The 25468-nt window shown below is 51.7% G+C and carries 19 protein-coding genes and 2 pseudogenes; 9 read left to right on the top strand and 12 right to left on the bottom strand.

The window, feature by feature from the left end; all coding sequences use genetic code 11:
- Positions 1-122 precede the first annotated feature (122 nt).
- The gene (locus ACO0LK_RS11525) at positions 123-2144 is read right to left on the bottom strand and encodes an alpha/beta hydrolase family protein (RefSeq protein ID WP_422975135.1); all 2022 of its coding nucleotides are present in this window, start codon (positions 2142-2144) and stop codon (positions 123-125) included.
- A gap of 26 nt (positions 2145-2170) precedes the next feature.
- Between ACO0LK_RS11525 and ACO0LK_RS11520 the strand changes: the two genes are divergently transcribed.
- On the top strand, positions 2171-2332 hold the full coding sequence (locus ACO0LK_RS11520; protein WP_422975133.1) for a hypothetical protein: 162 nt from the start codon (positions 2171-2173) through the stop codon (positions 2330-2332).
- A gap of 8 nt (positions 2333-2340) precedes the next feature.
- On the opposite strand, the gene ACO0LK_RS11515 is transcribed toward ACO0LK_RS11520, so the two are convergent.
- Positions 2341-3540, bottom strand: a complete 1200-nt coding sequence (locus ACO0LK_RS11515; protein WP_422975132.1) for an acetylornithine transaminase — start codon at positions 3538-3540, stop codon at positions 2341-2343.
- A gap of 644 nt (positions 3541-4184) precedes the next feature.
- Positions 4185-5210 (bottom strand): CDP-6-deoxy-delta-3,4-glucoseen reductase, encoded by a 1026-nt coding sequence (locus ACO0LK_RS11510; protein WP_422975130.1) that lies wholly within the window; start codon positions 5208-5210, stop codon positions 4185-4187.
- A gap of 400 nt (positions 5211-5610) precedes the next feature.
- Between ACO0LK_RS11510 and ACO0LK_RS11505 the strand changes: the two genes are divergently transcribed.
- Together ACO0LK_RS11505 and ACO0LK_RS11500 are read left to right on the top strand one after the other, a co-directional pair.
- Positions 5611-7188 (top strand): methyl-accepting chemotaxis protein, encoded by a 1578-nt coding sequence (locus tag ACO0LK_RS11505; protein WP_422975128.1) that lies wholly within the window; start codon positions 5611-5613, stop codon positions 7186-7188.
- A 77-nt stretch (positions 7189-7265) separates the two neighbouring features.
- Positions 7266-8183 carry an SDR family oxidoreductase gene (locus tag ACO0LK_RS11500; protein ID WP_422975126.1) on the top strand — a complete coding sequence of 306 codons (918 nt, stop codon included), beginning with the start codon at positions 7266-7268 and terminating at the stop codon, positions 8181-8183.
- Here the strand turns inward: ACO0LK_RS11500 and ACO0LK_RS11495 are convergent.
- The 6 genes and pseudogenes from ACO0LK_RS11495 to ACO0LK_RS11470 all read right to left on the bottom strand — a co-directional run bounded on the left by ACO0LK_RS11495 (position 8108) and on the right by ACO0LK_RS11470 (position 14187).
- A complete protein-coding gene (locus ACO0LK_RS11495; protein WP_422975464.1) occupies positions 8108-8617 on the bottom strand; it encodes a sensor histidine kinase in 510 nt (169 codons plus the stop codon). The genes ACO0LK_RS11500 and ACO0LK_RS11495 overlap by 76 nt on opposite strands.
- 15 nt (positions 8618-8632) lie before the next feature.
- Positions 8633-9322: pseudogene (locus ACO0LK_RS11490) on the bottom strand (PAS domain S-box protein); the annotation flags it as partial.
- A 168-nt stretch (positions 9323-9490) separates the two neighbouring features.
- Positions 9491-10834, bottom strand: a pseudogene (locus ACO0LK_RS11485) (CHASE domain-containing protein); the annotation flags it as partial.
- 23 nt (positions 10835-10857) lie between these two features.
- A complete protein-coding gene (locus tag ACO0LK_RS11480; RefSeq protein ID WP_422975124.1) occupies positions 10858-12639 on the bottom strand; it encodes a GspE/PulE family protein in 1782 nt (593 codons plus the stop codon).
- Between the two features lie 22 nt (positions 12640-12661).
- Positions 12662-13480 (bottom strand): spermidine synthase, encoded by an 819-nt coding sequence (locus ACO0LK_RS11475; RefSeq protein WP_422975122.1) that lies wholly within the window; start codon positions 13478-13480, stop codon positions 12662-12664.
- A gap of 206 nt (positions 13481-13686) precedes the next feature.
- Positions 13687-14187, bottom strand: coding sequence for a DNA-deoxyinosine glycosylase (locus tag ACO0LK_RS11470; protein ID WP_422975120.1), 501 nt, complete (start codon positions 14185-14187; stop codon positions 13687-13689).
- A gap of 199 nt (positions 14188-14386) precedes the next feature.
- Between ACO0LK_RS11470 and ACO0LK_RS11465 the strand changes: the two genes are divergently transcribed.
- Both ACO0LK_RS11465 and ACO0LK_RS11460 read left to right on the top strand, forming a co-directional pair.
- Positions 14387-14839, top strand: a complete 453-nt coding sequence (locus tag ACO0LK_RS11465) for a glycine zipper 2TM domain-containing protein (protein ID WP_422975118.1) — start codon at positions 14387-14389, stop codon at positions 14837-14839.
- Between the two features lie 270 nt (positions 14840-15109).
- Positions 15110-15616, top strand: a complete 507-nt coding sequence (locus ACO0LK_RS11460) for a DUF3016 domain-containing protein (RefSeq protein ID WP_422975116.1) — start codon at positions 15110-15112, stop codon at positions 15614-15616.
- Positions 15617-15693: 77 nt separating this feature from the next.
- On the opposite strand, the gene htpG is transcribed toward ACO0LK_RS11460, so the two are convergent.
- The gene (gene htpG, locus ACO0LK_RS11455) at positions 15694-17604 is read right to left on the bottom strand and encodes a molecular chaperone HtpG (RefSeq protein ID WP_422975114.1); all 1911 of its coding nucleotides are present in this window, start codon (positions 17602-17604) and stop codon (positions 15694-15696) included.
- Positions 17605-17975: 371 nt separating this feature from the next.
- Here htpG and ACO0LK_RS11450 point away from each other — a divergent pair, with 371 nt between their 5' ends.
- Together ACO0LK_RS11450 and ACO0LK_RS11445 are read left to right on the top strand one after the other, a co-directional pair.
- Complete coding sequence (locus ACO0LK_RS11450) at positions 17976-18683, top strand: hypothetical protein (RefSeq protein ID WP_422975112.1); 708 nt, start codon at positions 17976-17978, stop codon at positions 18681-18683.
- Between the two features lie 321 nt (positions 18684-19004).
- Complete coding sequence (locus tag ACO0LK_RS11445; RefSeq protein ID WP_422975110.1) at positions 19005-21095, top strand: TonB-dependent receptor plug domain-containing protein; 2091 nt, start codon at positions 19005-19007, stop codon at positions 21093-21095.
- Between the two features lie 69 nt (positions 21096-21164).
- Here ACO0LK_RS11445 and ACO0LK_RS11440 read toward each other — a convergent pair whose 3' ends face one another.
- Together ACO0LK_RS11440 and cysS are read right to left on the bottom strand one after the other, a co-directional pair.
- On the bottom strand, positions 21165-21785 hold the full coding sequence (locus ACO0LK_RS11440; RefSeq protein WP_422975108.1) for a hypothetical protein: 621 nt from the start codon (positions 21783-21785) through the stop codon (positions 21165-21167).
- A gap of 90 nt (positions 21786-21875) precedes the next feature.
- Positions 21876-23249 (bottom strand): cysteine--tRNA ligase, encoded by a 1374-nt coding sequence (gene cysS, locus ACO0LK_RS11435; RefSeq protein ID WP_422975106.1) that lies wholly within the window; start codon positions 23247-23249, stop codon positions 21876-21878.
- A 414-nt stretch (positions 23250-23663) separates the two neighbouring features.
- Between cysS and ACO0LK_RS11430 the strand changes: the two genes are divergently transcribed.
- Together ACO0LK_RS11430 and leuE are read left to right on the top strand one after the other, a co-directional pair.
- Positions 23664-24749, top strand: coding sequence for a GGDEF domain-containing protein (locus tag ACO0LK_RS11430; protein WP_422975104.1), 1086 nt, complete (start codon positions 23664-23666; stop codon positions 24747-24749).
- A 62-nt stretch (positions 24750-24811) separates the two neighbouring features.
- On the top strand, positions 24812-25468 hold the full coding sequence (gene leuE, locus ACO0LK_RS11425) for a leucine efflux protein LeuE (protein WP_422975102.1): 657 nt from the start codon (positions 24812-24814) through the stop codon (positions 25466-25468).

Here is a 25468-nt window from a genome sequence, read left to right as displayed (position 1 = left end):
AAGTGCTTGCTTGATAAGGGCTGCTTTTAGCGAAATGTCGCTGTCTGAGACAGCCCGAGAGAAAATGTAGCGGCTATTGAAAAAGGCCACGAAAGTGGCCTTTTTGCGGGGAAAACTATGTATTATTTACTATTGGCTGATGCCGGCTGTTGCGGTGTTTTGCCTATGTGCTTGTCAAGGAATTTTTCGATGCGGCCCCAGAAGTCGATATTGTTCTTCAACAGGTAAAAGCCATGGCCTTCTTCAGCATATTCCACCCATTCGACGTCGGCATTTTTTTCCTTCACGGCCCGGTAGAATTTAGTTCCATGTTCTATTGGTACACGGCGGTCGCGTGTACCGTAAGCCATCAACAGCGGACGCGTCAGTTTGGCCGCATTTTCCAGTGGCGAAGTAGCTTTCAGTTGCGCTGCATCCTTGGTCTGATCACCAATCAGCACTGGCATACCATACCATTTCCATTCATCGGAAGCATCGCTCCAGTGAATATTGTAGAGCAGGTTGATGTCGGTCACACCCACCCATTCTATGCCGCAGCGGAACAAATCCGGATCCTTGATCAGGCCCATCAGGGTGGCATAGCCGCCGTAACTGGCGCCTGCGATGCAGATACGGTTCGGGTCTGCATAGCCTTTGGCGATGGCCCATTTGGCGGCATCGGCCACGTCATCCTGCATGGCCAGGCCCCATTGTTTCATTCCGGCATCGAAATGTTTGACACCAAAGCCGGTGCTGCCCCGAAAATCCGGTTCAATCACGGCATAGCCGCGTGATGCCAGAAACTGGACTTGCGGATTCCAGTTCCAGTGACCGCCACGTACGTAAGGGCCACCATGCACCAGCACGATGGTAGGCAGATTCTTGCCATCACCATGTACTGGCAAGGTCAGGTAGGCTGGAATTTCGAGACCATCGCGAGCAGGGTAGCGCAGCATTTCCTTGGTGGCCATTTGCTCGGGTTGGATGTCAGGATTGCTGCTGCCCAGACGGACCAGTTTGTCGCTGGCAAAATCATATAACTGCCACACACCTGGATTGGTATCGGAATAAGAATGCACAATCGCGACGCTGGCTTTGCTGTCGTCGGCGAAAGTCAGCATGTTGACTGTGTCCGGCAAGAGTGCGTCGATCTTTTTCTGTCTTTCGGCAGCTACTGTATCAAACCAGCGCGTGGCTGGCTTGCTCATTTCATAGCGTATGCCCAGCACTTTCTTTTGCTGGTCGCTGTAGATCAGACCACCATCGAAGTCATATCCCTTGAGTTCAAGCACAGGCTCGCCATCCAGCTGGTTCTTTTCCAGGTCGAATCGATACAGGGCGCGCGTGTTCTTGCCATTGTAGGCACGCACATACAAGTCACCTTCAGGACTGAAAAAGGTCGGGTCCAGACGTGCATTTGAGGTCCAGGGAGATGATGCCAGCTTGCGCCATGCATTGGTCTTCGGGTCCATGTAAAACATGGTGGACTCGGCACCATCTATGGTTTCAGCGATGCGTGGCACACCGGATTTGTCGATCAGCCATTTGCTGACCTTGCCCGGACGTTTGATCAGCTCGGTATTGCCGGTCATGGTATTGAGGCGATACAGGTCATAGGTTCTGGAGTCGGAATCCTGAGCCTGCTGTACATAGACATCTGGTGTACTGGAACCGTGGACGACATCAAGAAAGTAAGTGTGCCATGCCAGTGACGGCCCGGTTACTTTCTCGCGTGCACTGGTGTATTGATGCGTGACCAGGCGCAAACGTTTCGAGCGGTCTTTATTGACGGCGTACAGGCCAGGTCCAAAGAATTGCTCAACGTCCTTGTGTTGATAATTGGTCAGGTCATACACCAGCCTGTCGTTATTGATCCAGTGAAAAGAACGGACATCCTTGTCTTCATAATTGGCAATGACTTCAGGCTTTAACTGACCGACTTCCAGCACTGCCAATATGACACGGTCATTGGCACCCAGCATCAGCATGCCTATGGATTTGCCGTCTGGTGACAGACGCGCTTCTCTGAATTTAGGATGTTTGAAAAAACTGGCAACAGGAATTGCTTCCGTTGCGGCCTGGGCAGGTGCCTGGCCCAGCAGGCTGATACTGCAAAAAATGCAGGCAGTTAATTTGAAGAATAAATTCTGTTTGAACAAGGACATGAGCGCTTCCGCAAGTGAAAGAGATCATGCATTATACCCATGTAAAATGCCAAGATGGCAAGCTGAAAGCCGGAGAATTTGTATTCCATTCCGATTCGAGCCCCGGCTCTAAAATGGCTAAAGGCATGCACAAAAGAAAAACGATTGTGCATGCCTTTACTGAAGAAATAATTCTTGATTTTTTATGAACGAAAAATCAAGCGGCCTTGCTTTTCACTTCCTGTATCACCACGCGCAGCATGCTGATCAACTGATCGATTTCTTCTTTCGTCACATTCAATGCCGGCATGAAGCGCAGCAGATCAGGGCGGGGTGAATTGATCAGCAAGCCGACCGGTTCCATATCGCGTGCAGCATCCACCAGCTTGCCACCGATGTTGTCGCCCAGCTTCAGAGCGCGCAACAAACCAAAGCCACGTTCACCCTGCATGCCGAATTCCGCAGATAATTGTTCCAGTTGCTGGCTCAGGTACTCGCCTTTTTCCTTGACAGATGCCAGGAAGCCAGGCTTGGTCAGTTCTTTGAACACGGCAATGCCGACGGCGGTCATCAACGGTGCACCGTTGTAGGTGCCGCCCTGGTCGCCTGGTACGAAACAGGCTACTTCTTCGCGGCACAGCAGGGCACCCAGCGGTACGCCGCCACCGATGCCCTTGGCCAGGGTCATGATGTCTGGTTCTATATTTGACAACTGATAGGCGAACAATTCACCGGTGCGGCCCATGCCGGATTGCACTTCATCCACGATCAGCAGGATGCCGTGCTTTTTGGTCAGTGCACGCAGAGCCTGCATGAATTCCGGACTGGCCGGAATGACGCCGCCTTCACCCTGCACCGGCTCTAGCATGACGCCCACGGTTTTGTCGGTGATCAGCTTTTCTACCGAAGCGATATCGTTCAGATCAGCCTTGGGGAAGCCGCTGACTTGCGGGGCAAAAATCGTGTCCCAGCCGGGTTTGCCAGATGCCGACATCATTGCCAGGGTGCGGCCATGGAAGCCATGGTCAAAGGTAATGATTTCAAATGCGCCATTCTTGTTCAACTGGCCCCACTTGCGCGCCAGTTTGACGGCACCTTCATTGGCTTCGGCACCGCTGTTGGTGAAAAACACACGGTCAAAGCTGGAGTTTTTAGTCAACAGATCGGCAAACTCCACCATCGGGGCGTTATAAAAAGCCGGGGAAGGGTTCAGCAATTTTTTGGACTGGCTGACCAGTGCTTCATGGATCACGTCAGGGCTGTGGCCCAGGCAGTTGACAGCCCAGCCTTGCAGATAGTCGAGATATCGCTTGCCCTTGTGATCAGTCAGCCACATGCCCTTGCCCTCGACGAACACAAGTTCGGGGCGCGGTGTGATGTACATCAGGGAATTTACGTTGTACTGACTGAATTCCATTTCAAGACTCCTAAGGTCGTTACAGGGGGGAAGGACAAAAAATCAGGATAAAAAAAAGCCACAGGACCGAACCTGTGGCTTGATATTCGTGGTGTCGCTTTTTACGCGCACGCTCACTCTTACATCGGCCCAGGCTCGCTTGGCGAGACGCGACGTCGTGCAATATTTGGTGAGGACATGTCAGTAAAGATTTTCATAAAACGGATAGTAGGACTTTTTGCGCAATGCGTCAAAATAAATTTGTGGGACTTACGCAAAAGCGCCCCAAAGCGTTGCAGCTCCTTGCCGTACTATTCGTACTGTCTTCGTCGCTTGTGGTGCAGTCGGGGTTTCAGACAATACATTGTCTGCCGACGTAACGAACCTCCCCTGCAAGGGAGGTTTCCTAAAAGCGATAGGTGCAGTCGGGGATTCAGACAATACATTGTCTGCCGACGTAACGAACCTCCCTTGCAAGGGAGGTTTCCTAAAAGCGATAGGTGCAGTCGGGGATTCAGACAATACATTGTCTGCCGACGTAACGAACCTCCCTTGCAAGGGAGGTTTCCTAAAAGCGATAGCCTTGTTGGGACGATTTTGCGTAAATCCCGTTTAAGGTGATTTTCATATCATGTTTTTATGACATGCGGCAGGCTCTAACAGATTCAATTCGCCAGATCAGCCTCTGAGGTGAACGAGTCGGCATAGAATTCGTCCGCAGGTAACTGGCACTGTGCCGTGAAGTCCCGCTTGGCCGATTCCACCACCACCGGTGCACCACAGGCATACACCTGGTAGCCCGACAGGTCGGCATGATCTGCCATGACAGCCTGGTGCACAAAGCCGTTGCGACCAGTCCAGCCATCTTCCGGCTGGGCATCAGAAATGACCGGGATATAGCTAAAACCGGGCAATTGCGTGGCCCAGTCTTTGCAAAGGTCATCCATATACAGGTCAGCAGGGCGGCGGCCACCCCAATACAGACTGACAGGGCGCTTTGACTCAAGGTGGATCAGGTGTTCCACCAGTGCCTTGATCGGGGCAAAACCGGTACCGGATGCCAGCAAAATAATTGGCTTTTCGCTATCTTCGCGCAGGAAGAAAGTACCTTGCGGGCCTTCAAAACGCAGGATGTCGCGTTCCTTCAGTGTGGAAAAGACCTGGTCGGTGAACAGGCCGCCTGGCATGTGGCGCACGTGCAGAGTGATATGTTCATCCAGATGCGGGGCATTTGCCATGCTGTAGCTGCGGCGCTTGCCATCTCGCAACATGAATTCTATGTACTGGCCAGCGCGGTATTGCAGGCGCTCATTGGCGGGCAATTGCAGGGCGATGAGCATGACATCGTCAGACAGTTTTTCCAGTTTTGCTATGCGGCTAGGCATTTTCTTGACCGGATAATCACCGTCAGCAACGATTTCACGTGCTTCTATGGTCAGGTCTGATTGCGGTTTGGCGCAGCAAAACAGGGACATGCCCTGGGCTTCTTCCGCTTCCGGCAGGGCGCGCACCTGATGCGGGCCATGTTTGACGGTGCCGCTGGCCACTTTGCCTTTGCACGAGCCGCAGGCACCGTTTTTACAGCCGTAGGGCAATACTATGCCAGCGCGCAGGGCGGCTGAGAGCACGGTTTCATCTTCGTCACAGCTGAATTGGCGACCACTAGGGCTGACAGTTACTTGAAAAGTCATCGGGAATGTTATGAAATTAGGTGAGTCTGTATCTGCATACCGGGACGCTTGCGCCGGGCTTGCTTTGCCAAAATGAGAGGCAGACAGAAATCAAACGGGAAGACATGATAGCGTAAATCCGCCAAGACCAAAAGCGCGCATACTGACGGTACCTGGGGTACAGTAATTCATTGGCATACAAGCCATGAAAATAGGGAACAGATACCTTGCCACTTTTGCAGTGTATTTAACTTATGTTAATTATTTCCTCCGGGGAACCCAGTACAATTGTCATATTGAGTGCATTCAAGGCTCAAGTGCCGGTTTTCTTGGTTGCAGAATGTGTTCTGGCATTGAAAATGGTACTTTGCAACAAAAACATGACGGCATGTGTCGTCGCAAAAGCTTTAAAGGAGTTGATATGAGCTGGTTCCTGAACTTGAAGATTGCCTACAAACTGTTGCTTTCTTTTCTGGTGGCCCTGAGCCTGACACTGGCCACAGGCATTTTCGGGATTGTGCAAATCTCGCGCCTGAATGTGGCCTCCACTGGTGTGCTGACCGATACCTTGCCCAGCGTACGTTACGCCTTGCTGATGAAGGCAACCCTCAACCGCATGCGCGTGTCCGAGTTGCAGCACATCCTGTCCAATGAAGAGGTTGACTACAGCTACTACGAAAAAAGCATAGAGTCCCGTTCCACGGAATTTATGGGCTATGAATCCAAGTACCGCTCGCTGGTCAGTTCACCGGAAGAAAAACAGATATTCGATTCCCTGGCACAGTCTTTCACAGCCTATGGAAATGCCAGCAAAAAATTACTGGTATTGTCACGCGCCGGAAATACCGAAGAAGCCCGCAAGGCGATCCGTGGTGATTCCGTCAAGCTGTTCCGTGCCGTCAATGATCTGGTCGATAAACTGGTTGAACTGAGCCAGGCCGAAAGTGAACGCGCCCTTGTGACCAATGACAGCCTGTTTTCATCATCGCGTTTATGGATAGTCGGCATACTGGCTGTCGCCATGCTGCTTAGCGTGATTCTGGCCTTGTGGATTGCCCGCCTGATCAGCCGGCCATTGCGTGCCGCAGTCAGCATTGCCGAAAGTGCTGCCAGTGGTGACCTGACGGTATCGATTGAAGTCGGTTCTGAAGATGAAATCGGTCAGTTGCTGCGCGCCATGCAGGCGATGAATACCAGCTTGCAAAAACTGGTAGGCCAGGTGCGTGAAGGCACTGACGCCATCACCACGGCATCGCAGGAGATTGCCACCGGCAATCTGGATTTATCCTCGAGGACTGAGCAACAGGCAGCTTCGCTGGAAGAAACCGCATCGGCGATGGAAGAACTGACTTCTACTGTAAAACAGAATGCAGATAACGCCCGTCATGCCAATAGCCTTGCTGCGTCTGCTTCCAAAGTGGCTGGCAAGGGTGGCGAAGTAGTCGGTGAAGTGATTGCGACCATGAGCTCCATCAATGAATCATCCCGCAAGATTGTGGACATTATTAGCGTCATTGACGGCATTGCCTTCCAGACCAATATCCTGGCGCTGAATGCCGCGGTGGAAGCTGCACGTGCCGGTGAACAGGGGCGTGGTTTTGCCGTGGTCGCAAGCGAAGTACGTAACCTGGCACAACGCAGTGCCTCCGCTGCCAAGGAAATCAAGGAATTGATCAATGACTCGGTAGAAAAAGTCGGTGCCGGCAGTAAGCTGGTGAGCGAGGCTGGCAGCACCATGGAAGAAGTGGTCGACAGTGTGCGCAAAGTCAGTGACATCGTCAACGAAATCAGTTCTGCCACGATGGAACAAAGCAGTGGTATAGAAGAAGTCAACATTGCCATCATTAAAATGGATGAAGTCACCCAGCAAAACGCCGCACTGGTGGAAGAAGCAGCTGCCGCCGCGCAATCCATGCAAGACCAGGCAGTGCATTTGACCAATGCCGTCAGCGTATTCAGGCTGGATTCAACGTCTGTGCGTAGGGCTACGCCAAGGTAAGTGGTGTAAGTTGCAATTTTATGACCAGCGTCGCCGGTATGGCATTTTTCCTGCGCATACCGGACCTAGTCCTTAACATGAAAAAACAGTGTAAACAAATCGGCAAGCCACGCTTGCTTATCGTCGGTTGTGGTGATGTGGGCATGCGCCTGCTGCCTTTGTTGCAGGCGCATTTCCGGGTATTTGTCCTGACCAGCCAGGTAGCCCGCTGTGCCGAGTTGCGGGCAGCGGGGGCGGTGCCCATCGTGGCGAATCTTGACCAGCCACATAGCCTGGCACGGCTGGCTGGTCTGGCAAGCCGGGTGGTGCATCTGGCACCGCCACGCAGCGAAGGGAATACCGATATCCGTACCCAAAACCTGATTGCGGTTTTGGCTGACAAGAGCCAACTGGTGTACGTCAGCACCACCGGTGTGTATGGTGATTGTGCTGGTGCCGAATTTGATGAAACCAGAAGCGTGAAACCGCAAAATGCCCGGGCAACACGGCGGGTGGCGGCAGAACGCAGCCTGCGCGCCTGGGCCAGACGTAGCCAGTCTTACCTGTCGATCTTGCGTGTGCCTGGCATTTATGCGGCAGAGCGCTTGCCACTGGAACGCTTGCGCAAGGGTACGCCAGCCCTGATTGAGGCGGATGATGTCTACACCAATCATATCCATGCCGATGACCTGGCGCAGCTGATACGGCTGGCGTTGTTTCGCGCTTTACCCAATCGCATCTATCATGCGGTGGATGACAGCGATATGAAGATGGCCACCTATTTTGATCTGGTGGCAGATAGTTTTGAATTACCACGCCCGCCACGTTTGCCAAGGGCAGAACTGGCGCAGCAGGTCAGCCCGGTATTGCTGTCTTTCATGTCTGAATCGCGGCGTTTGCGTAATCAGCGCATCAAGCTGGAGCTGGGCGTGCGCCTGCGCTATAGCTCGGTCAGGGAAGGGGTGCTGGCTGCACTGGATTCCAGCGGCAGGATAATGAAGAAGACGGAGCCCTGACCTTCTTCGCTTTGGAAACCGATTTCGCCTCCCATTTTTTCTATCATGGTCTTGCTCAGGCTAAGGCCCAGTCCCGTGCCTGCATATTTGCGGGCAGCCTTGGCATCTTCCTGGGTGAATTTTTGAAAAATACTGCTCTTGAATGCCTCTGAAATGCCGATGCCATAGTCCTGCACTTCGATACGGGCATAATTGATGTTGGCGCTGATGGTGACATCAACCCGCCCGTTTTCACGTGAAAACTTGACTGCGTTGGACAGCAGATTCGACAAAACCTGGGTAAAGCGCTGTGAATCCACCCTGACTGGCAAGGCCCGTTCTGCCAGCAACTTGCAGCGTATGTCGACACCAAAATTCTGTGCATAACCCAGATTCGACTGTATGGTGTTTTGCACCAGTTCATCCAGTTGCAGGGTTTCAAAATGAAACTGCATGCTGCCGTATTCGAGTTTTTCAAAATCCAGCAAATCATTGATCAGCGTGGTCAGGCGCGTCGCATTGTCATTTGCCATGAGTAGCATGGTATGTGCCTTGTCAGGAATTTCCCCGGCGACACCACCTACCAGCAAACCCAGTACGCCGCGTATGGATGTCAGCGGGGTACGCAATTCATGCGAGACCGCAGAGACAAATTCCGTCTTCAGTTTTTCTACCCGTTTTTTCTCTGACAGATCATGCATGATGATGACCAACAGTATCTTTTGTCCCAGCTTGACGCGGGTGATGGCCAACTCTACCGGTACTTCCTGACCATCTTTTTTGATGGCCATGACTTCTTCTCTGTCGCTTTTTCCAGTCTCCTCAAATGACATGCCCAGGCTTGAGCTGGTCAGATGGCGTATCAGCAGCATGCGGGAATCGGGATCGGGAAACAGGTTTAGCATGTTCAGGCCCAGCAGGCTGTCATGTTCGTATTTGAGCAGGATCTCTGCCGATTGATTAGCCGATTCGATGATCCCATATTCGTCGGTCGTGAGTATGCCTTCCGCCGCATTGTCGAGTATCGTGCGCAAGCGTTCTTCACTGTCGTGCAATTGCGAGGTTCTTTGCGCCACCAGGTTTTCAATGCCATAGGTATGCGCGGTAGCTACCAGCAAATAAGCGCCCAGCAAGCCAGTGAACAGCAGGCCACCTATCATGGTGATCCAGGTGATCCAGGCGACATGGGATTTCCAGTATTCGGACGAAGGCTGTGCCAGGAAGGCGTATTGTCTGCCGCCGAAATTGATGGTGGCCTGGAACAGGTAACGATTGTCGATTTCTGCAATGTCGTCCAGAAAGATACCTTTTTTACCGGGGTAGGACAGGTCATAGAATTTGACGCTGAGATTTTTCAGGTCTTCGCTTGCCAGGTTGTCCTTGACCAGGCTTCCCATGCGTAACATGCTGACTGCCGTACCTGAAAATGCGGCCTTTCTCTGCTCTATGTTATCCAACGGCTTGCCATGCTCATAGACCGGGGCGAACAGCAGCACATGCAGTTGCTGGTCGCTAGCCTCCAGTGATGTCAGCGGATCGGTGACGGTCAGGTTGCCGCTGTCGCGTGCATCTTCAATAGCGTTCCTGCGCAACACGCTGGAACCCATGTCGTAGCCGAACAATTGATGGTTGCTGATAAATGGTTCTATATATTTGATGGGGTAATATTCATCCCTGATTCTTGCTTCATCCAGCGATTGCTGTTCATTCATTTCCAGTATCTGGAAGTTGGCAAAACCTTCGCGCAGCACTGATACTTCAAAATTTTCCCTTTGCGACTGCATCACTTTGGGTACCCATGCCAGAAAGGAAATAGCCTTTTGATTGGCGACAGTGTGGCTGACGAACGTGGCGAATTCCCCCCTGTCCACATGATTGGAACTGGCATACAAACGCTCGACATTGCGCATGATGTCGGAATGACTGTCCAGCCGGTTTTGCAGGCTTTGACCGACACGTTCTGCTTTCAGGCGAAATTCAAGCTGCTGTTTCTGTTCTTCGCGATAGCGGGTGAAGGTGAATGCTGTGACCACCAACAGCAGGCAGACAAACAGCGGTAGCATGACACTCCATCTGCGGGCATGCCAGATGGCACGGGGTTTGCCAAAGATGACCATGACGATGGGGGTGATCGTCAGCACGCCGAAGGTGTCACCGGTCCACCAGGCTATCCAGTTGTTGGTGAATTCTGGCCAGGGCACGATATCCAGGATCGCCAGCGTGACCACGCCTATGCTGGCATTAATCAGGCAGGCGACCAGAGCGCCATAAAAAAAGAACTGGAAAATACGTCTGTCTGTGTCGAGTGACAGATCGTCCTGCAAGAAATGACGCACCATGCGGCAACCAGCCGCTGCCTGTAACATTGCGCCGATAGCGACGGCGGATGAGGCAATCCAGGCATTGGCATCCAGCCCTCTGTTCAGTTCAAAATTGATGAGCAGATTGGCGAACAGGGCACCGGCAGCGACGCCAGGCAAGAGCCGGTAACCGCCTGCCAGTACCACACCCAGGGCGATACCGGCTGGTGGGTAAATGGCGATAGAGTAGCCGGGTGGGATGGCCAATAGCAGGGAAAGCCGTCCCAGCACCGCATAGACCAAGGCGACTGCCAGGATTTGCTGTAGCAGTTGTCGCCTTGTAATGGATGTGCTGGACGGTGCTGTCTGCATTCCTGCTTACCCTGAAAACTGCGCTAAATCAGTGATGAAGTCACTTTCAATACTTCATCGGCGGTGGTCATACCTTCTATGATCTTATAGGCACCTGCAATGCGCAAGGGTTTCATGTCATCCTTGACACTTTGTGTGCGTAAGGCATGGATATCAGCTTCTTCGGTGATCAGTTTGCTGAACGGCAGGGTGACGGTCAGCAATTCATACAGGCCGGTACGCCCGAGGAATCCGGTTTGCCGGCATTCCGGACAGCCGACCGGGCGATAAATCGATTGTGGCTTGGGAATGCCCCAGTCTTCTACCAGTGACGACCAGACGGCATCCTGCATTTCCCCGTCGGGGGATTTACAGTGTTTGCACAGGGTACGGACCAGCCTCTGTGCCAGGATACCGATGATGGTTGCTTCCAATAAATAATACGGCACTCCCAGTTCCAGCAGACGCATGATGGCCGACGGCGCATCATTGGTATGCAGAGTGGACAAGACCAGATGGCCGGTCAGCGCGGCCTGTATCGCCATTTCAGCAGTGGGCAGGTCACGGATCTCACCCACCATGATGATGTCCGGATCCTGACGCATCAGCGCCCGGATACCATCGGCAAAACCGAGATCGATCGATGCCTGTACCTGCATCTGGTTGAACGAACCTTCCACCATTTCAATAGGGTCTTCCACCGTACAGACGTTAACGTCCGGTGTTGCCAGGGCCTTCAGAGTGGTGTACAGAGTGGTGGTCTTGCCGGACCCGGTAGGCCCGGTCACCAGGATGATGCCATGCGGCTTGCTGGTCAGATGGTCCCAGCGTTTCGCATCATTGATGGGGAAACCGAGTTCGGGCAGGGTCTTGACCACGACTTCCGGATCAAAAATACGCATGACCATTTTTTCGCCAAAGACGGTGGGCAGGGTGGACAAACGCAATTCCACTTCCTGGCCATCATTGGTCCTGGTCTTGATACGACCATCCTGCGGGCGTCGTTTTTCGATCACGTCCATACGGCCCAGCAATTTGATACGTGCTGTCATGGCGATCATGACGGTGGCTGGCACCTGGTAGACCTGATGCAGCACGCCATCGATACGGAAACGGATGATGGAAATGTCGCGTTTCGGTTCCAGATGGATATCCGAGGCGCGCTGGTCAAAGGCAAACTGCCACAGCCAGTCGACGATGTTGATGACGTGCTGGTCGTTGGCGTCTACCTGTTTGTTGGCTTTGCCCAGTTCGACCAGTTGTTCAAAGTTCTGACGCAGTGCTGCATCATTCTTGTTGGCCTTGCGCGCATCCTTGATCGATTTCGCCAATGAGAAAAACTGGACGATGTATTGTGAAATTTCCAGCGGGTTCGCCAATACCAGCCGAATTTCCTTGCGCGTGAATTTCAGGATTTCCTGCTGCCATTCGAGATTGAAAGGCTCGGTGGTGGCAATGACCACCGTATTCGCATTGGATTCCACCGGCAGGATGTTGAAACGTGTCGCATACGAAGATGACATCACGTCCGAGACGTTGGTGAAGTCAATTTTCAGCGGGTCTATGCGGTAGAAAGGCATATTGACCTTACCGGCAGTCCATTCCGTCAACCAGTCCAGCGTCAGCAAAATATGCGGCGAAATGGCGGAATGTATTTTTGCCTGTGCCACAGCCGTCAGCGGATGCATGGAAGCCGGGCCATTTTTCAGCAAGGCCTGGGTCGCATTAAAATGTGCTTTTGCTTCTTCTTTGGGAACGATGCCATCTGCCATCAACCAGGTAAAAATCTGCTGGAGATTCAGGCTGCGGTGTGCGGGTTTATTCATATTGTTTTGACGTTTCAAATAATCATTTTGGATTGCCGGCCGCTTTTAGCCCATTGACCCAGGTTTTGGCAGGAAGTTTGGTGCTGGCCTTGATCTGCTCTGCGCGTTCATACAGGCTGTCGAAGTCCAGTGTTTTTCTTTGCTTGAAGGCGATCGCTACGACATTCCCCTCATGCACTTCTGGCAGGCACAATACCTGGTCAAAGGCAAAGCGCAATGCTTTCAGATTGCGGGTATAACTGGGGTGGTCACCAAACAGGTTGACGGTCAGTATGCCATCGTCTTTCAGGCAGGCGGCGCAGGCCTGATAAAACTCGGCGCTGTCCAGTACCGGGCCACGTGCGGTGGCATCATACAGGTCTACCTGCATGGCATCAGCAATGCCATGATTGTTTTCATCGTTGACGTATTCCAGGGCATCCATTTCCAGCACTTGCAGGCGCTCATCATTGAGTGGCAGTTTAAACATGCTTTCACAGATGGCAATCACCGAGGGATTCAATTCCACTGCCGTTACACGCGCATTTGCAAACTGGCGATAACTGAATTTGCTCAGTGCTCCGGTGCCCAGACCCAGTTGTACCAGATGGTCAGGTGTGTCGATGAACAGCATCCAGGCCATCATCTGTTGAGCGTATTCCAGTTCTATGGCGTCCGGTTTGCGCAGACGCATGGCACCTTGCACCCATTCGGTACCGAAATGGAGAAAGCGTACGCCGTCGAATTCGGACAGGGTAACCGGGGCAAATTTGGGTTTGCGGTTGGCCTTCTTGATGACCGCAGCTTTGGGGCCGGAGCGATGATTCGCTTCGGCTTCTATGGATTTTCGTTTGATTAGCATGGGCTTATTTTAACCAGTCACCTGACGCTTAAAAAGGAAATTTACATGATTCCTGTTGTCAGTCATGATTTTCGCCTGAAAATGACTCATTTGAACAGATTTCCAGACATAAACCAGCTATTTGCCAAAAATGTCGCCATGTCACCCGCGACACCCACATCAGGGTGTTAAGAGCAGCATTACATTTCAGTTTGGAATGCTGCCCGTCATTCGCCTTGAAATTGCGCCTTCCATTCCCGCAGCTTGTCTTCAAAAGACCGCATGGCATACGCCGGTGAAGAGGACGGAAGGATAGCCGTCTGGTAACCACGTTCACTGAAATAGCCAGCCATCTTGCCAGCAGTCTGGCCGTTGAAGCAGAGCTTACGCAACTGCGGATGCTGTGCCTGCAATCCGCTGAAATCATTCAGCTTGCCCTCACGTATGGCCGAATCCAGACTGCCCGATCGCAGGCAAGAATGAAACACATCCCATAAACCGACACCATGCGCCAGCAAACAATCCAGGCGCTGCGGATAAGCCAGAGCCAGCATATCGGTATCCAGCGAGGCGGACATCAGGCGCCAGAACTGGTTTTGCTTATATGCATAGTATTGAACCGCCTGCAAGGAGGCTTCACCAGGGAAGCTGCCCAGCACCAGCGTATGGGTGTGCTGATCAATGACGGGAGGGAAACCCTGTAATAGTGGCCTTATATCAGCCTGCATGCCTTGTTCTTTCGTAGTGATAACTGGTAAAGCGTGAATTTGTGAAGCCTGAACTTGCGTCAGCTTAGCAAGCATTCATCAATTTTGCTTGCGTGCCGGCATGGGGAAAATAAGGCAGGGAACTTACCAGCATCATTGCCGGTCAACCTTATTGAAAGTCGTGCGTTTTATGCTAATTGAAATGATAAAGGAGTGTATCTTGAAACGTCTTATTATTCTGGCCGCAGTAGCCAGCCTGAGTGCCTGTGCCGTTACGTCGCACAATTCGGGTAGCGTGTATAACTCCAGACAGACCCAGAATGAGCAAAGTGTACGTATGGGTTATGTAGAATCAATACGTGACGTCACCATAGACCGTGGCCAGAGTGGTGTCGGTACTGCTGCAGGTGCAGCATTGGGCGGTATTGCCGCCGGATCATCCATAGGCAAGGGTAACGGTGCCCTGGCAGCCGGTATTGTCGGCGCGATTGCAGGTGGCATGATAGGACAGAATGTGGAAAAGAATGCGACACAGGTGCGCGGTCTGGAAATTACGGTCAAGCTGGATAATGGTGAGTTGCGCGCCATTACCCAGGATGCGGATGAACCATTCCGCGCCGGTGACAGGGTGCGTTTGCTGTCAAATGGCAGGACTACCCGCGTAACACATTGATTCTGGCAGGAAGCCGTATGTTTGTCCTGGCAGACTGAGGCCAGGGGCTGAAAAGTCTTGTCACAAATTCGATCTCCGGAAACGACCAGCCAGTCTGGTCGTTTTTGTTTTCATCGACTATGCTTGAAGAGTGGATTCGCCTGTTTTCTGTGCTTTATTCCGTGCTTCCCTCAGCTTTCTGCTGATACGGGCCGTGCCGGAATTCAAGTATAGTAAGGGTTCTGGTGCATCATCAATGCATTATCCGCGGGCAGGGAAAAGGAGCTCAAAGTGAAAAAGATTTGTACCGTAATGTTGCTGGCTCTCGCCATGGTGGGGCCAGCATATGCCGGGAGTGTCAGGGTCAGTTGGCAAGAGCCGGAGAAATTTACCGATATTCGCCCCACCAATGAAAGCAAGATCGGTTTTCAGGAAAGAGTCATCAAGGAATTTGACCGCATTTTTGACGATCTGGCCAAAAAACTGCCGGATGGTTATGTATGGGAAATTACGGTGACAGATGTCGATCTGGCTGGTGATGTCAGACCATTCTTTACCCCTATGGTGAATGATGTTCGTGTGATCCGGGATTTATACTGGCCACGCATGAGCTTTCGCTTTGATCTTAAGGATGAACAGGGAAAAACCGTGGCATCTGGCACCGAAGATGTGAAGGACATGAGTTTCCTCATGCGTCTGGGCGTTGCCAGCGGTCATACCAGTTTTCAGTATGAAGAGCAGATGCTGCGCGACTGGTTCAACAAGCAGCAAAAGGAAAAGATTTTTCCTGTACGCTGATTTTGATGGCGTATAAAAAAACGGACTCAGTTTGAACTGAGCCCGTTTTTTTTGAGCGAATTTTCTGTTTGATCTGTTTATTTATCCAACAGCAATTCATTCAGGCGTTTCACGAAACCGCTAGGGTCGCTGAGATTGCCGCCTTCGGCCAGCAGGGCCTGATCAAACAGGATGTGTGACCAGTCGCTGAATTTCGCTTCTTCATATTTCAATTTCTGAACCAGTGGGTGGTCAGGATTGACTTCCAGAATAGGCTTGGATTCCGGCGCACTTTGGCCTGCTGCCTTCAACATGCGCGCCAGGTTACCGGACAAATCATGTTCATCCGCCACCAGGCAGGCCGGTGAGTCAGTCAGACGGAAAGTCACGCGTACATCCTTGGCTTTATCGGCCAGTGCAACTTTCATTTTCTCGACCAGGTCTTTGAACTCGGTCTGCGTTTCTTCGTGCTGTTTCTTTTCTGCTTCGTCTTCCAGTTCGCCCAGGTCCAGGCCACCTTTGGCGACAGATGCCAGTTCCTTGCCTTCGAAGTCGGTGAGGAAGGACAGCATCCATTCATCCACGCGATCAGTCAGCAACAAGACTTCTACACCTTTCTTGCGGAAGATTTCCAGGTGCGGGCTGTTTTTGGCTGTGGCATAGCTTTCAGCTGTCACATAGTAAATCTTGTCCTGGCCTTCTTTGGCGCGTGCCAGATAATCTGCCAGCGAGACATTCTGTACATCGCTGTCATTATGGGTAGAGGCAAAGCGCAACAGTTTGGCGACGCGGTCTTTGTTGGCACTGTCTTCGCCCACGCCTTCTTTCAGGACCTGGCCAAATTCTTTCCAGAACGTGGTGTATTTGTCTTTTTTGGTTTGTGCGTCGTCATCACCATCGGCATTTGCCAGGTCTTCCAGCATGCCCAGTACACGCTTGGTGGAGCCTTCGCGTATGGCCTTGATGTCGCGGCTTTCCTGCAAGATTTCGCGTGAGACATTCAAAGGCAGGTCATTCGAATCGATGACACCTTTGACAAAGCGCAGGTATACCGGCATCAGTTGTTCTGCATCATCCATGATGAAGACACGTTTGACGTACAGCTTGATGCCGCCGCGCTTGTTGCGGTCCCACATGTCGAACGGTGCACGTGCGGGTATATACAGCAGTTGCGTATATTCGCTGCGGCCTTCGACACGATTGTGGGTATGTGTCAGTGGTGCGGTGTAATCATGCGATACATGCTTGTAGAACTCATCATATTGCTCAGGCGTGATGTCAGACTTGCTGCGCGCCCACAAGGCACTGGCCTGGTTGATGGTTTCCAGTTCGTCTTTCAGGACCTGTTCTTTTTTCTCTTCATCCCATTCTTCTTTCTGCATTTTGATCGGCAGGGAGATATGGTCGGAATAGGTTCGGATGACGGATTTCAGTTTCCATGCCGACAGGAATTCATCTTCACCTTCACGCAAATGCAGGGTGATGCTGGTGCCGCGACCAGGTTTGACGATGTCTTCGACACTGAAGTCGCCCGCGCCCTCGGATTCCCAGCGCACGGCCTGGTCTGCAGGCAGACCGGCACGGCGGGTTTCTACGGTGATGCGGTCAGCGACAATAAAGCCGGAGTAAAAGCCGACCCCGAACTGGCCTATCATGGCCGCATCTTTTTGCTGGTCGCCCGACAGTTTGCCGAAAAATTCTTTGGTGCCGGATTTAGCGATAGTACCCAGATGTTCTATCGTATCTGCCTTGCTCATGCCTATGCCATTGTCGGCAATGGTGATGGTACGTGCTTCCTTGTTGAAGCTGACCTGAATCTGCAAGTCTGGGTCGTTTTCAAATAGACTGGCATCATTGATGGCTTCAAAACGCAGTTTGTCTGCCGCGTCGGACGCATTCGAGATCAGTTCACGTAAAAATATTTCCTTGTTTGAATACAAGGAGTGAATCATCAACTGCAAGAGTTGTTTGACTTCGGCCTGAAAGCCCAGGGTTTGCTTTTCTGACATGGTTTCCCTCAAAGATTTCATTATGTAGTGGCGGCAAGTGATAGCAAGTGGTAGCAACTACCTGCCTGCTGCTTTTTATCGCAACATTGATTTTGCTAGCGGTAGGTGAGGCCGCTTTAGTGGATTTCAAGATCGTTGTAGAAAAAACATGAAATATTCATGGCTTATGCACAGATATGCATATTTAGTTGTACACATATTTGTAATATTTGCAAAAAATTACTAAACTTTCATGATGATTGAATCCTTTGCTAATGTTGCCAGGCGCATGGAGTGAGTGAATGTTGCTTAAGGTATTGAATTTGCCGGGGTTTTGTCTGCTATGTGGGTTATGTGGACTATTGGGGCTATGCGGGTATGCCCCGCAGCTCATGGCGGCAAACCTGTACCTGACGGAAGTGGCCCCTTTTGCCTTTATCAAGGACAGCAAGGATGGCAAAACTATTTACGATGGCATTAATGTGCGCATAGTGAATGAATTGCGCAGGCGATCTGCGGTGCCCATTGAGGTGCAGGTCGTACCTAGTTCCCGCCATGTTGCGATGTTTCCTGCGGACAAAGAAGCCTATAGCATCTCACAGGCTGAAAATTTTACCGATCTGGATGGTGTTATCTTGTCCGAGGTAACGCAATACCCCATCATTGTCGTCGCGCAGCGTGGGGTAAACCTGAGAAATTTTGATGATTTGATTGCCCTGTCTGCGGAAAAAGGCATAGGCATGATGCGCAGACTGAGTTATGGCACTTTCGGGCAGGATGAACGTGTCAAGAAAGTGGAAATCAATAACCTGGAAAATGGCTTGCGTATGCTGGAGGCTGGTCGTATTTCCGGCCTTGTCGGTAGCCAGCCGGCTATCCTGGCTGCGGCAGAAAGAAATGCGTCCATGCAGTTATTAGGCCCCAGCCTGGTGATCGCCTATGGTTCCCATGTGATGCGGGTGCGGCCAGAATTTGCCACCAGTTCCACTTCTAAAGTTTTGAGCGCCAATTTGCTGGCGATGAAAAATGACGGCAGTATTGCCCGCATCCTTGATGAGTTTTTCAAATACACCAGATCAGGATTGCAACCCGCAAAATAAAAGCTTGAGATAACAAGCGCTTAAAAGTTCTTGCTCTGTCACCTCATTGCGGGTTTTGGTCACAAGCTGATTCTGTGATGGTTTTTCCCACTTCATAATCTCTCCTGTTTTCCAGATTCGGCAGTCGATTTAGCTATCGATTTAGTTGCTACATCTGGCCATATTTAATTTCCGCCCAACCTGATCATCGTCATGTCCAAGCTTGTCTCAAGTCGTCCAACGCGCACGTCCTCTTTGTATCTCAAAACATTCATAAAAACGGGAACTACCGGTTTGGGAAGTGCCATTCTGCTTTGGGGTAATCATCTCCATGCTGCGGACGTGCCAGCCAAAAAAGACGATGTGGTACAAACAGTGGAGGTGGCTGGGCCGGGTGCCAGTGCCCAAAGGAAAAACGATACCGCTGCCAAAATCGTCATTAACGCGGTAGAGTTATTGCAATATGGAGACGCGCAATTATCTTCGGTCTTGAAGCGGCAGCCGGGTATTTCCGTCGTTGGGAATGAGCTGCGCATGCGCGGCCTGGGTTCTGGTTATACCCAGATATTACTGAATGGTGATGCGGTAGCTCCCGGATTTTCCATAGACAGCATTGCGCCTGAATTGATAGAACGGGTGGAAATCCTGCGTACGACGAGCGCGGAATTCAGTGCCCAGGCAGTGGCCGGTAGCATCAATATCATCTTGAAAAAAGGAGTGAGCAGTGCCAGGAAAGTTCTCAAGTTCAGTCTTGCGCACGGCGAAAATAACTGGAACCCTTCGCTGTCCCTGGAGATGACTGACAAGAGGGCCGACAAGAATGCAGGTTTTTCTTATGCCGTCACTGGCACCTTGTCAAAAACTGGTTATGAGAATGCACCCGTGGTGACCGAGAGTCTTGACGGCACAGCCACACAGGCCCGGACCTTGCGTTTGATACAGCAAAAAAATCTGGCTGATTTCTGGCGTCTGGCGCTTACGCCACGCCTGAACTGGGAACTGGACAATGGCGATACGCTGAGCTGGCAAAGCCTGCTTGATTATTATCGCAATGTGAACTGGGGACGTGATCATGAAATTCTCCTGGAGGGAGACCACACGCTGTATCCCGACAATAATTACCGTGCTTCTTCGCATACGGGTATGTTGCGGTCTGACCTGAACTGGGCGCACAGAATCAATGCAGACAGCAAGCTGAATGCGAAGCTGGGCCTGAGTTACAACAAGCGCGAGACGGATTACAACTTCTATGGTTACCCACAGGAACAGGTACTGCCTTTCAATCGCCATGTGGTATCGAATGCGATAGACAGCAGTGTCAGCAGCAGCGGTAAATACCTGAGCCGCTTTCGCGATGACCATAGCCTGGCGCTGGGTTGGGATGCAGCGCTGACGCAGCGCAGCGAAGCGCGCCTGCAATTTGATCGCCAACCGGGTAGCAGTGTTGTGGAGGATCTGAATGAAGATTACAAGGCCAATGTACGTCGCCTGGCCTTGTTTATGCAGGATGAATGGGATATGACGAATCGCCTGCAAGCCTATCTGGGTTTGCGCTGGGAAGGTTTGAATACCGAAACCGCAGGGCGCCTTATGCCAGTGGTACAAACACGGTCCAGTGTCTGGAGCCCGGTCATGCAATTATTGTGGAAGTTGCCAGAGCAGGAAAAAGACCAGTTGCGCTTTGCTCTATCACGCACCTACAAGGCACCGACCCCGCGCAGCCTGGTGCCGCGCCGTTATACGGCCAATAATGACAATGGCCCGAATAATCCAGACTATCAGGGTAATCCCAAGCTTTTACCAGAATTGGCCTGGGGAGCTGATCTGGCATATGAATCTTATTTTGCCAAGAACAGTATGTTCAGCCTGTCTGCCTATGCCAAACGGGTACAGGACGTGACAGTGCAAAATCTGTATGAAAAAGACAAAGTCTGGATTACCTCTCCGTATAACCATGGCACAGCCAGGGTGATGGGTATAGAGTTTGACGCCAGGTTTGCCTTGCAGAACTGGCTGCTTGCGGCACCCCCGGTGGAGGTGCGTGTGAATGCGGCACGTAACTGGTCAAAGCTGGATGCCATACCAGGGCCGGACAATCGCCTGACTGATCAGGTACCGTTGACCGCCAATCTGGGTATGGATTACAAGCCCGGTGAGCAGCAGTCATTTGGTTTCAACTTCAATTTGCAGACGGGTGGCAATGTACAGGTCGCCACTGGCTTGCGCAACTATAGTGGTGTCAGCCGTAACCTGGATATGTATGGTTTGTGGAAGCTGGGAAATAAAGTGCAACTGCGTTTGTCGATCAGCAATCTCTTGCATCAGGATGTGCTGCAGGCCTCGCAATATAAGGATCAGGACGGCCGCAGGCTGCGCAGTTCGGTGACGCCGGGAAGTACAACGATACGTTTGCAGGTTGAGAGGAGTTTATAGACGCAATTTATAGACGCAATTTATAGGCGCAATTTATAGACGCAACAGGGGAATTCATTTCCCCTGTTTTTATTTGATTCCAGGATTCTTGAATTTTTCAGGATTGAAATCGGCGATATCAATTTTGCCGAAATGCCTGGGTGGCGTATAAATCTTTTCTTTGGCTTTATCCGGTTCGCTGGTGTGGAAGGAAGATTCAGACACTTTCACCAACTGCCAGGTATCGTCCTTGCGCGAATAATTGAACTGATAGGCATTCGCCCAGCGCCAGGCGCTGCCGCCGTAATGGGACACTGTGAAGCTTTTCTTGTTTGCCGTCAGGTCGGCAAACGGGTCGCCCATCATGCCACCACAGGTGGAGCAGAGGACGATTTTTTCATTGGTCTTGACCAGTTTCAATTTGCTATCGGCCTGGCGTATGGCGATATGCAAAGGGCGCTGCCCATCTTCTATATCTTCATCTGTAGGGCGTTTCTTTTGTTTTTCCACAATGAAAACATAATCAGCCTTGTCGTCACCGTTCAGGTCCGCGCTGACAAAGGCCAGCAGTTTGGTATCGGCAGTGACGAAGGGGCGCAAGTCTGCGGGTATGTCCTTGCCCTCGATATAAGTACCCGCCTGGCTGAAACCCGGCAGTACCATCATGCTGGCGATGATTGCTGCATTGCTTAACAGTGAAGGTTTTTGCATGATGCTTCCCCTGGTCTTGAAAGAAAATAGGGGAAACGGTTGTTTCCCCTGCTGGCTTTATGCTGTTAATTATTTTTATGCTGCTAATTATTACAGTTTCTTGATCTGCATGCCTTCGGCCTTGTCCTCTACTTCATAGCCTAATGCATGCAGTTCGCCGCGCAGGCGGTCTGCTTCGGCCCAGTTTTTGGCCTTGCGCGCTGCCTGGCGCTGTTCTGCCAGATGTTGCACTTCTGCCGGAATTGCCAGCACGGCAGGTTGCCATTGCGCCAGGCCCAGGCCAAAGACTTTATCGAATTCTGTCAGCGTGGCTTTTTTGTCGGCGTCGGATAAATCGGCTTTCAGCATTTCCCAGACCAGTGCCAAAGCACGCGGAACATTCAGGTCTTCATTGATGAAGGCAGTGAATTTCTCACGGTATTCGGCACTGACGTTGCCGCCTTCTGGCCATGCGTGATAAGTCTCACGCAAGCGTTGCAAGGCTGTCTGTGCGGATAGCAGGGCTTCAAAGCTGAATTGCATCTGGCTGCGGTAATGCGCAGTCAGGCACAGGTAGCGATATGCCAGCGGATCAATATCCTGGTCCAGCAGGGTTTGCAGGCGCAAAAATTCACCAGTCGATTTGGACATCTTGCCAGAATCGATTTGCAGGAAATAACCATGCATCCAGAAGTTGGCAAGGCGGGTACCATGGCAAGCCTGGTTTTGCGCTATCTCATTACTATGATGGATGGCGATATGGTCTTCACCACCGCAATGGATATCAAACCAGGGCGTCAGGTATTTGGCTGACATGGCCGAGCATTCTATATGCCAGCCAGGGAAGCCACGGCCCCAGGGGCTATCCCATTCCATTTGGCGGTGTTCATCTGGCGGGCTGAATTTCCAAAGGGCGAAATCGGTTGCATGCAGTTTTTCACCCAGGTCAACACGGCTGCCAGCCTTGATGGCATCACGCTTGATGCGCGCCAGAAAGCCATAGTCATCCTGTTTGCTGGTATCAAAATAAATGCCATCGCTGGTGCGGTAGGTGTAGCCATTTTTTTCTATGGCAGCGATGAAATCGATCTGTTCAGCAATGTGATCGGTGGCCTTGCACCAGATGGCCGGTTCCAGGATGTGCAGACGGTGCAGGTCATCCTTGAAGGCGGCGGTGAAGCGGTCAGCAATCTGCCAGGCAGATTCACCGGCTTTGCGACTGCCTTTTTCCATCTTGTCTTCACCGTCATCACCATCAGACACCAGATGACCAACATCGGTGATGTTGATGACGTGACGCACGGTATAGCCATTCCATTCCAGAGCACGACGCAGCAAGTCTTCAAACAGATAGGTGCGCAGGTTGCCGATGTGGGCATAGTCATACACGGTAGGGCCGCAGCAATACATGCCGACCCAGTCTTTGTTCAGCGGGCTGAAGGGGCGCAGGCGGCGTTCCCAATTGTCGTAGAGAAGTATGTCCATCTTGTTATAAAAATATGAAATTGAAAATGTGGTAGGTGTGACCTGATGCATCGCATGGCAGGGGTAGGGCAGTGCCCTTCTGCGCTAATTGTGCAGACTCAACAACAACAGCAGGTGGCTTGGAAGACTGCTGCGCCTGTTGGCGTGACTATGTTTGCGCGCGCGAACATGCCAGGCAAAGGCGCGTTGCCTATGCAATCTTTAACATGTTGTTGCTGCAAGTGGGGCATATAATTAAGTCGGGCTTTGTCTGGCTTTGTTGTGCTTTATAGGGCTTATCTGAAGCGACGGAAATTCAGAATGAGAATGTAGCATAGATATGCATATATGGCCAAACGAAGTGCTCAATTGATAATAATTGACTGAGAAGTAAAGCATCACAAACATGATAAAAAGTCAGGTTCCGGAATCCAGATGAACTACAAAGATGTCAGCGAAGAGAATTACCGTTCTCAATATACAAAACAGGACCGGGCACAGGTACGTCGGGTGGTACGCATCATGCTGTGGGCATTTTTGCCATTGGCACTGGTGGATGTGTTGTTTCATGATATAGGCTGGCCACTGGCTGGCCTGTTATTGCTGCGCGTTGCTGTGCTGGCTTATTCGATATGGCTGATCAGGCAATATGCGAAGGTGGAAAATGTGCCGGTACTGGACCGCTATGCCCTGCACTGGATAGTGATGGTATTGCTGACACAGTTCATCAGCAATGCCTGCCTGCCGCGTGAATATTTCGGGCATTACATGGTGGATGCCTGGTTGATACTGATGGCTTTTATTTCCTTTCCGCTGGCTTTGACCCAGTTACGCGCGCCGCTGTTTGTATTTGCGGCAGCGTCCTGTTTCTTGTTGCTGTATAAGCAGGCCAGCACGTTTTCCCAGGCCGCCAGCGTGGTACTTATCCTGCCAGCCGTTGCCATTACCGGCCATGCAATTGCAGCCTATGTGCACCGGTACAGAAGAAAATTGCTGAGTGCCGAACAGGAACTGGAAAGACAGGCAAATACGGACCCGGTCACCGGCGTTGCCAACTGGCGCGAGTTCATGCGTGTTTCCGATGCAGAGCTACAGCGCCACACGCGGCTGGGCAAACAGTTATCGGTGCTGGTGCTGGATCTGAATGATTTCAAACATATCAATGATATCCATGGGCCACAGGTAGGGGATGTCATCCTGGTCGAAGTAAGCAGGCGCGTCAAACGGGCGATGCGCTCTTATGACTGCATCGCCCGCTATAGCGGTGAAGAATTCTGCGTGTTGCTGCCAGAAGCATCGGCAGAGGATGCCGACAAGATTGCTGACCGCGCCCGCGCTACCGTGGTGGCCATGCCTATTGCCGTATCCGGCAAGGAAATGAAGATCAGCGCTTCGGTACGTACGGCAACCTTGCGTGAAGGCGATACCGCCCTCAGCCTGATGCGCAGAGCCGGTGAGGCATTGGTCAGGCACGAGCGGGAAGCAAGGCAAACTGGTAATCTTGAGGCTGTATCCGCATGAGTTTTGATGCCCACGTGGGCATGCATAATCAGCGATCAGTTATCAATGAGGGCAGGTGAAAAATGAGTTTTTATGGCGTAACCGATTTGTGGACATATGTGCTGGGTGCATTGGGTATAGTTTTGTTGCCGGGCCCGAATTCTATCTATGTGCTGGCAGTTGCTACCGCACGCGGCGTGCGCGAGGGCTATAAGGGGGCCATGGGTATTTTTGTTGGTGACAGTGTGCTGTTGACGCTGACAGCCCTGGGCGCTGCCGGTATTTTACGTACCTACCCAGCCTTATTCCTGATGGTGAAATATGCAGGTGCGGCTTACCTGGCGTGGGTGGGTATCAATCTGATCTGGGCGGCTGTTCAAAAGTGGCGCAACAAAACCGTAACGGTGACTGAAACACAGGCGGTTGCGGTGAATATGCAAAACCCGTTCAAGCGCGCGCTGGTGATCAGTTTGCTGAACCCCAAGGCGATCTTGTTCCTGTTGTCTTTCTTTGTGCAATTCATCGATCCGAATTACCCGACACCGGCGATTCCCTTCCTTGTCCTCAGTGCGGTGGTGATGGTGTTCAGTTCAGTGTACTTGTCCGTACTGATTTTTGTGGGCGCACGCCTGGCACGCGGCTTTAGCCAGCGTCGCCGCCTGTCGGCCAGCCTGTCCAGTGGCGTAGGTGGCCTGTTTGTCTGGTTTGGAGTCAAACTGGCGAACGCCAGCCTGCATTGA

Origin of the sequence: Undibacterium sp. Ji49W (assembly GCF_049340205.1) — a bacterium.
Classification (GTDB): Bacteria; Pseudomonadota; Gammaproteobacteria; order Burkholderiales; family Burkholderiaceae_D; genus Undibacterium.
Note: the sequence above shows the minus strand (reverse complement) of the source record. Positions and strands in the feature narration are given on the sequence as shown.

Excerpts from the sequence above, each read along its gene's own strand:
- ACO0LK_RS11525 (WP_422975135.1), bottom strand. The coding sequence starts at position 2,144 with ATGTCCTTGTTCAAACAGAATTTATTCTTCAAATTAACTGCCTGCATT.
- ACO0LK_RS11520 (WP_422975133.1), top strand. The coding sequence starts at position 2,171 with ATGCATTATACCCATGTAAAATGCCAAGATGGCAAGCTGAAAGCCGGA.
- ACO0LK_RS11515 (WP_422975132.1), bottom strand. The coding sequence starts at position 3,540 with ATGGAATTCAGTCAGTACAACGTAAATTCCCTGATGTACATCACACCG.
- ACO0LK_RS11510 (WP_422975130.1), bottom strand. The coding sequence starts at position 5,210 with ATGACTTTTCAAGTAACTGTCAGCCCTAGTGGTCGCCAATTCAGCTGT.
- ACO0LK_RS11505 (WP_422975128.1), top strand. The coding sequence starts at position 5,611 with ATGAGCTGGTTCCTGAACTTGAAGATTGCCTACAAACTGTTGCTTTCT.
- ACO0LK_RS11500 (WP_422975126.1), top strand. The coding sequence starts at position 7,266 with ATGAAAAAACAGTGTAAACAAATCGGCAAGCCACGCTTGCTTATCGTC.
- ACO0LK_RS11495 (WP_422975464.1), bottom strand. The coding sequence starts at position 8,617 with ATGCAGTTTCATTTTGAAACCCTGCAACTGGATGAACTGGTGCAAAAC.
- ACO0LK_RS11480 (WP_422975124.1), bottom strand. The coding sequence starts at position 12,639 with ATGAATAAACCCGCACACCGCAGCCTGAATCTCCAGCAGATTTTTACC.
- ACO0LK_RS11475 (WP_422975122.1), bottom strand. The coding sequence starts at position 13,480 with ATGCTAATCAAACGAAAATCCATAGAAGCCGAAGCGAATCATCGCTCC.
- ACO0LK_RS11470 (WP_422975120.1), bottom strand. The coding sequence starts at position 14,187 with ATGCAGGCTGATATAAGGCCACTATTACAGGGTTTCCCTCCCGTCATT.
- htpG (WP_422975114.1), bottom strand. The coding sequence starts at position 17,604 with ATGTCAGAAAAGCAAACCCTGGGCTTTCAGGCCGAAGTCAAACAACTC.
- ACO0LK_RS11450 (WP_422975112.1), top strand. The coding sequence starts at position 17,976 with ATGGCGGCAAACCTGTACCTGACGGAAGTGGCCCCTTTTGCCTTTATC.
- ACO0LK_RS11440 (WP_422975108.1), bottom strand. The coding sequence starts at position 21,785 with ATGCAAAAACCTTCACTGTTAAGCAATGCAGCAATCATCGCCAGCATG.
- cysS (WP_422975106.1), bottom strand. The coding sequence starts at position 23,249 with ATGGACATACTTCTCTACGACAATTGGGAACGCCGCCTGCGCCCCTTC.
- ACO0LK_RS11430 (WP_422975104.1), top strand. The coding sequence starts at position 23,664 with ATGAACTACAAAGATGTCAGCGAAGAGAATTACCGTTCTCAATATACA.
- leuE (WP_422975102.1), top strand. The coding sequence starts at position 24,812 with ATGAGTTTTTATGGCGTAACCGATTTGTGGACATATGTGCTGGGTGCA.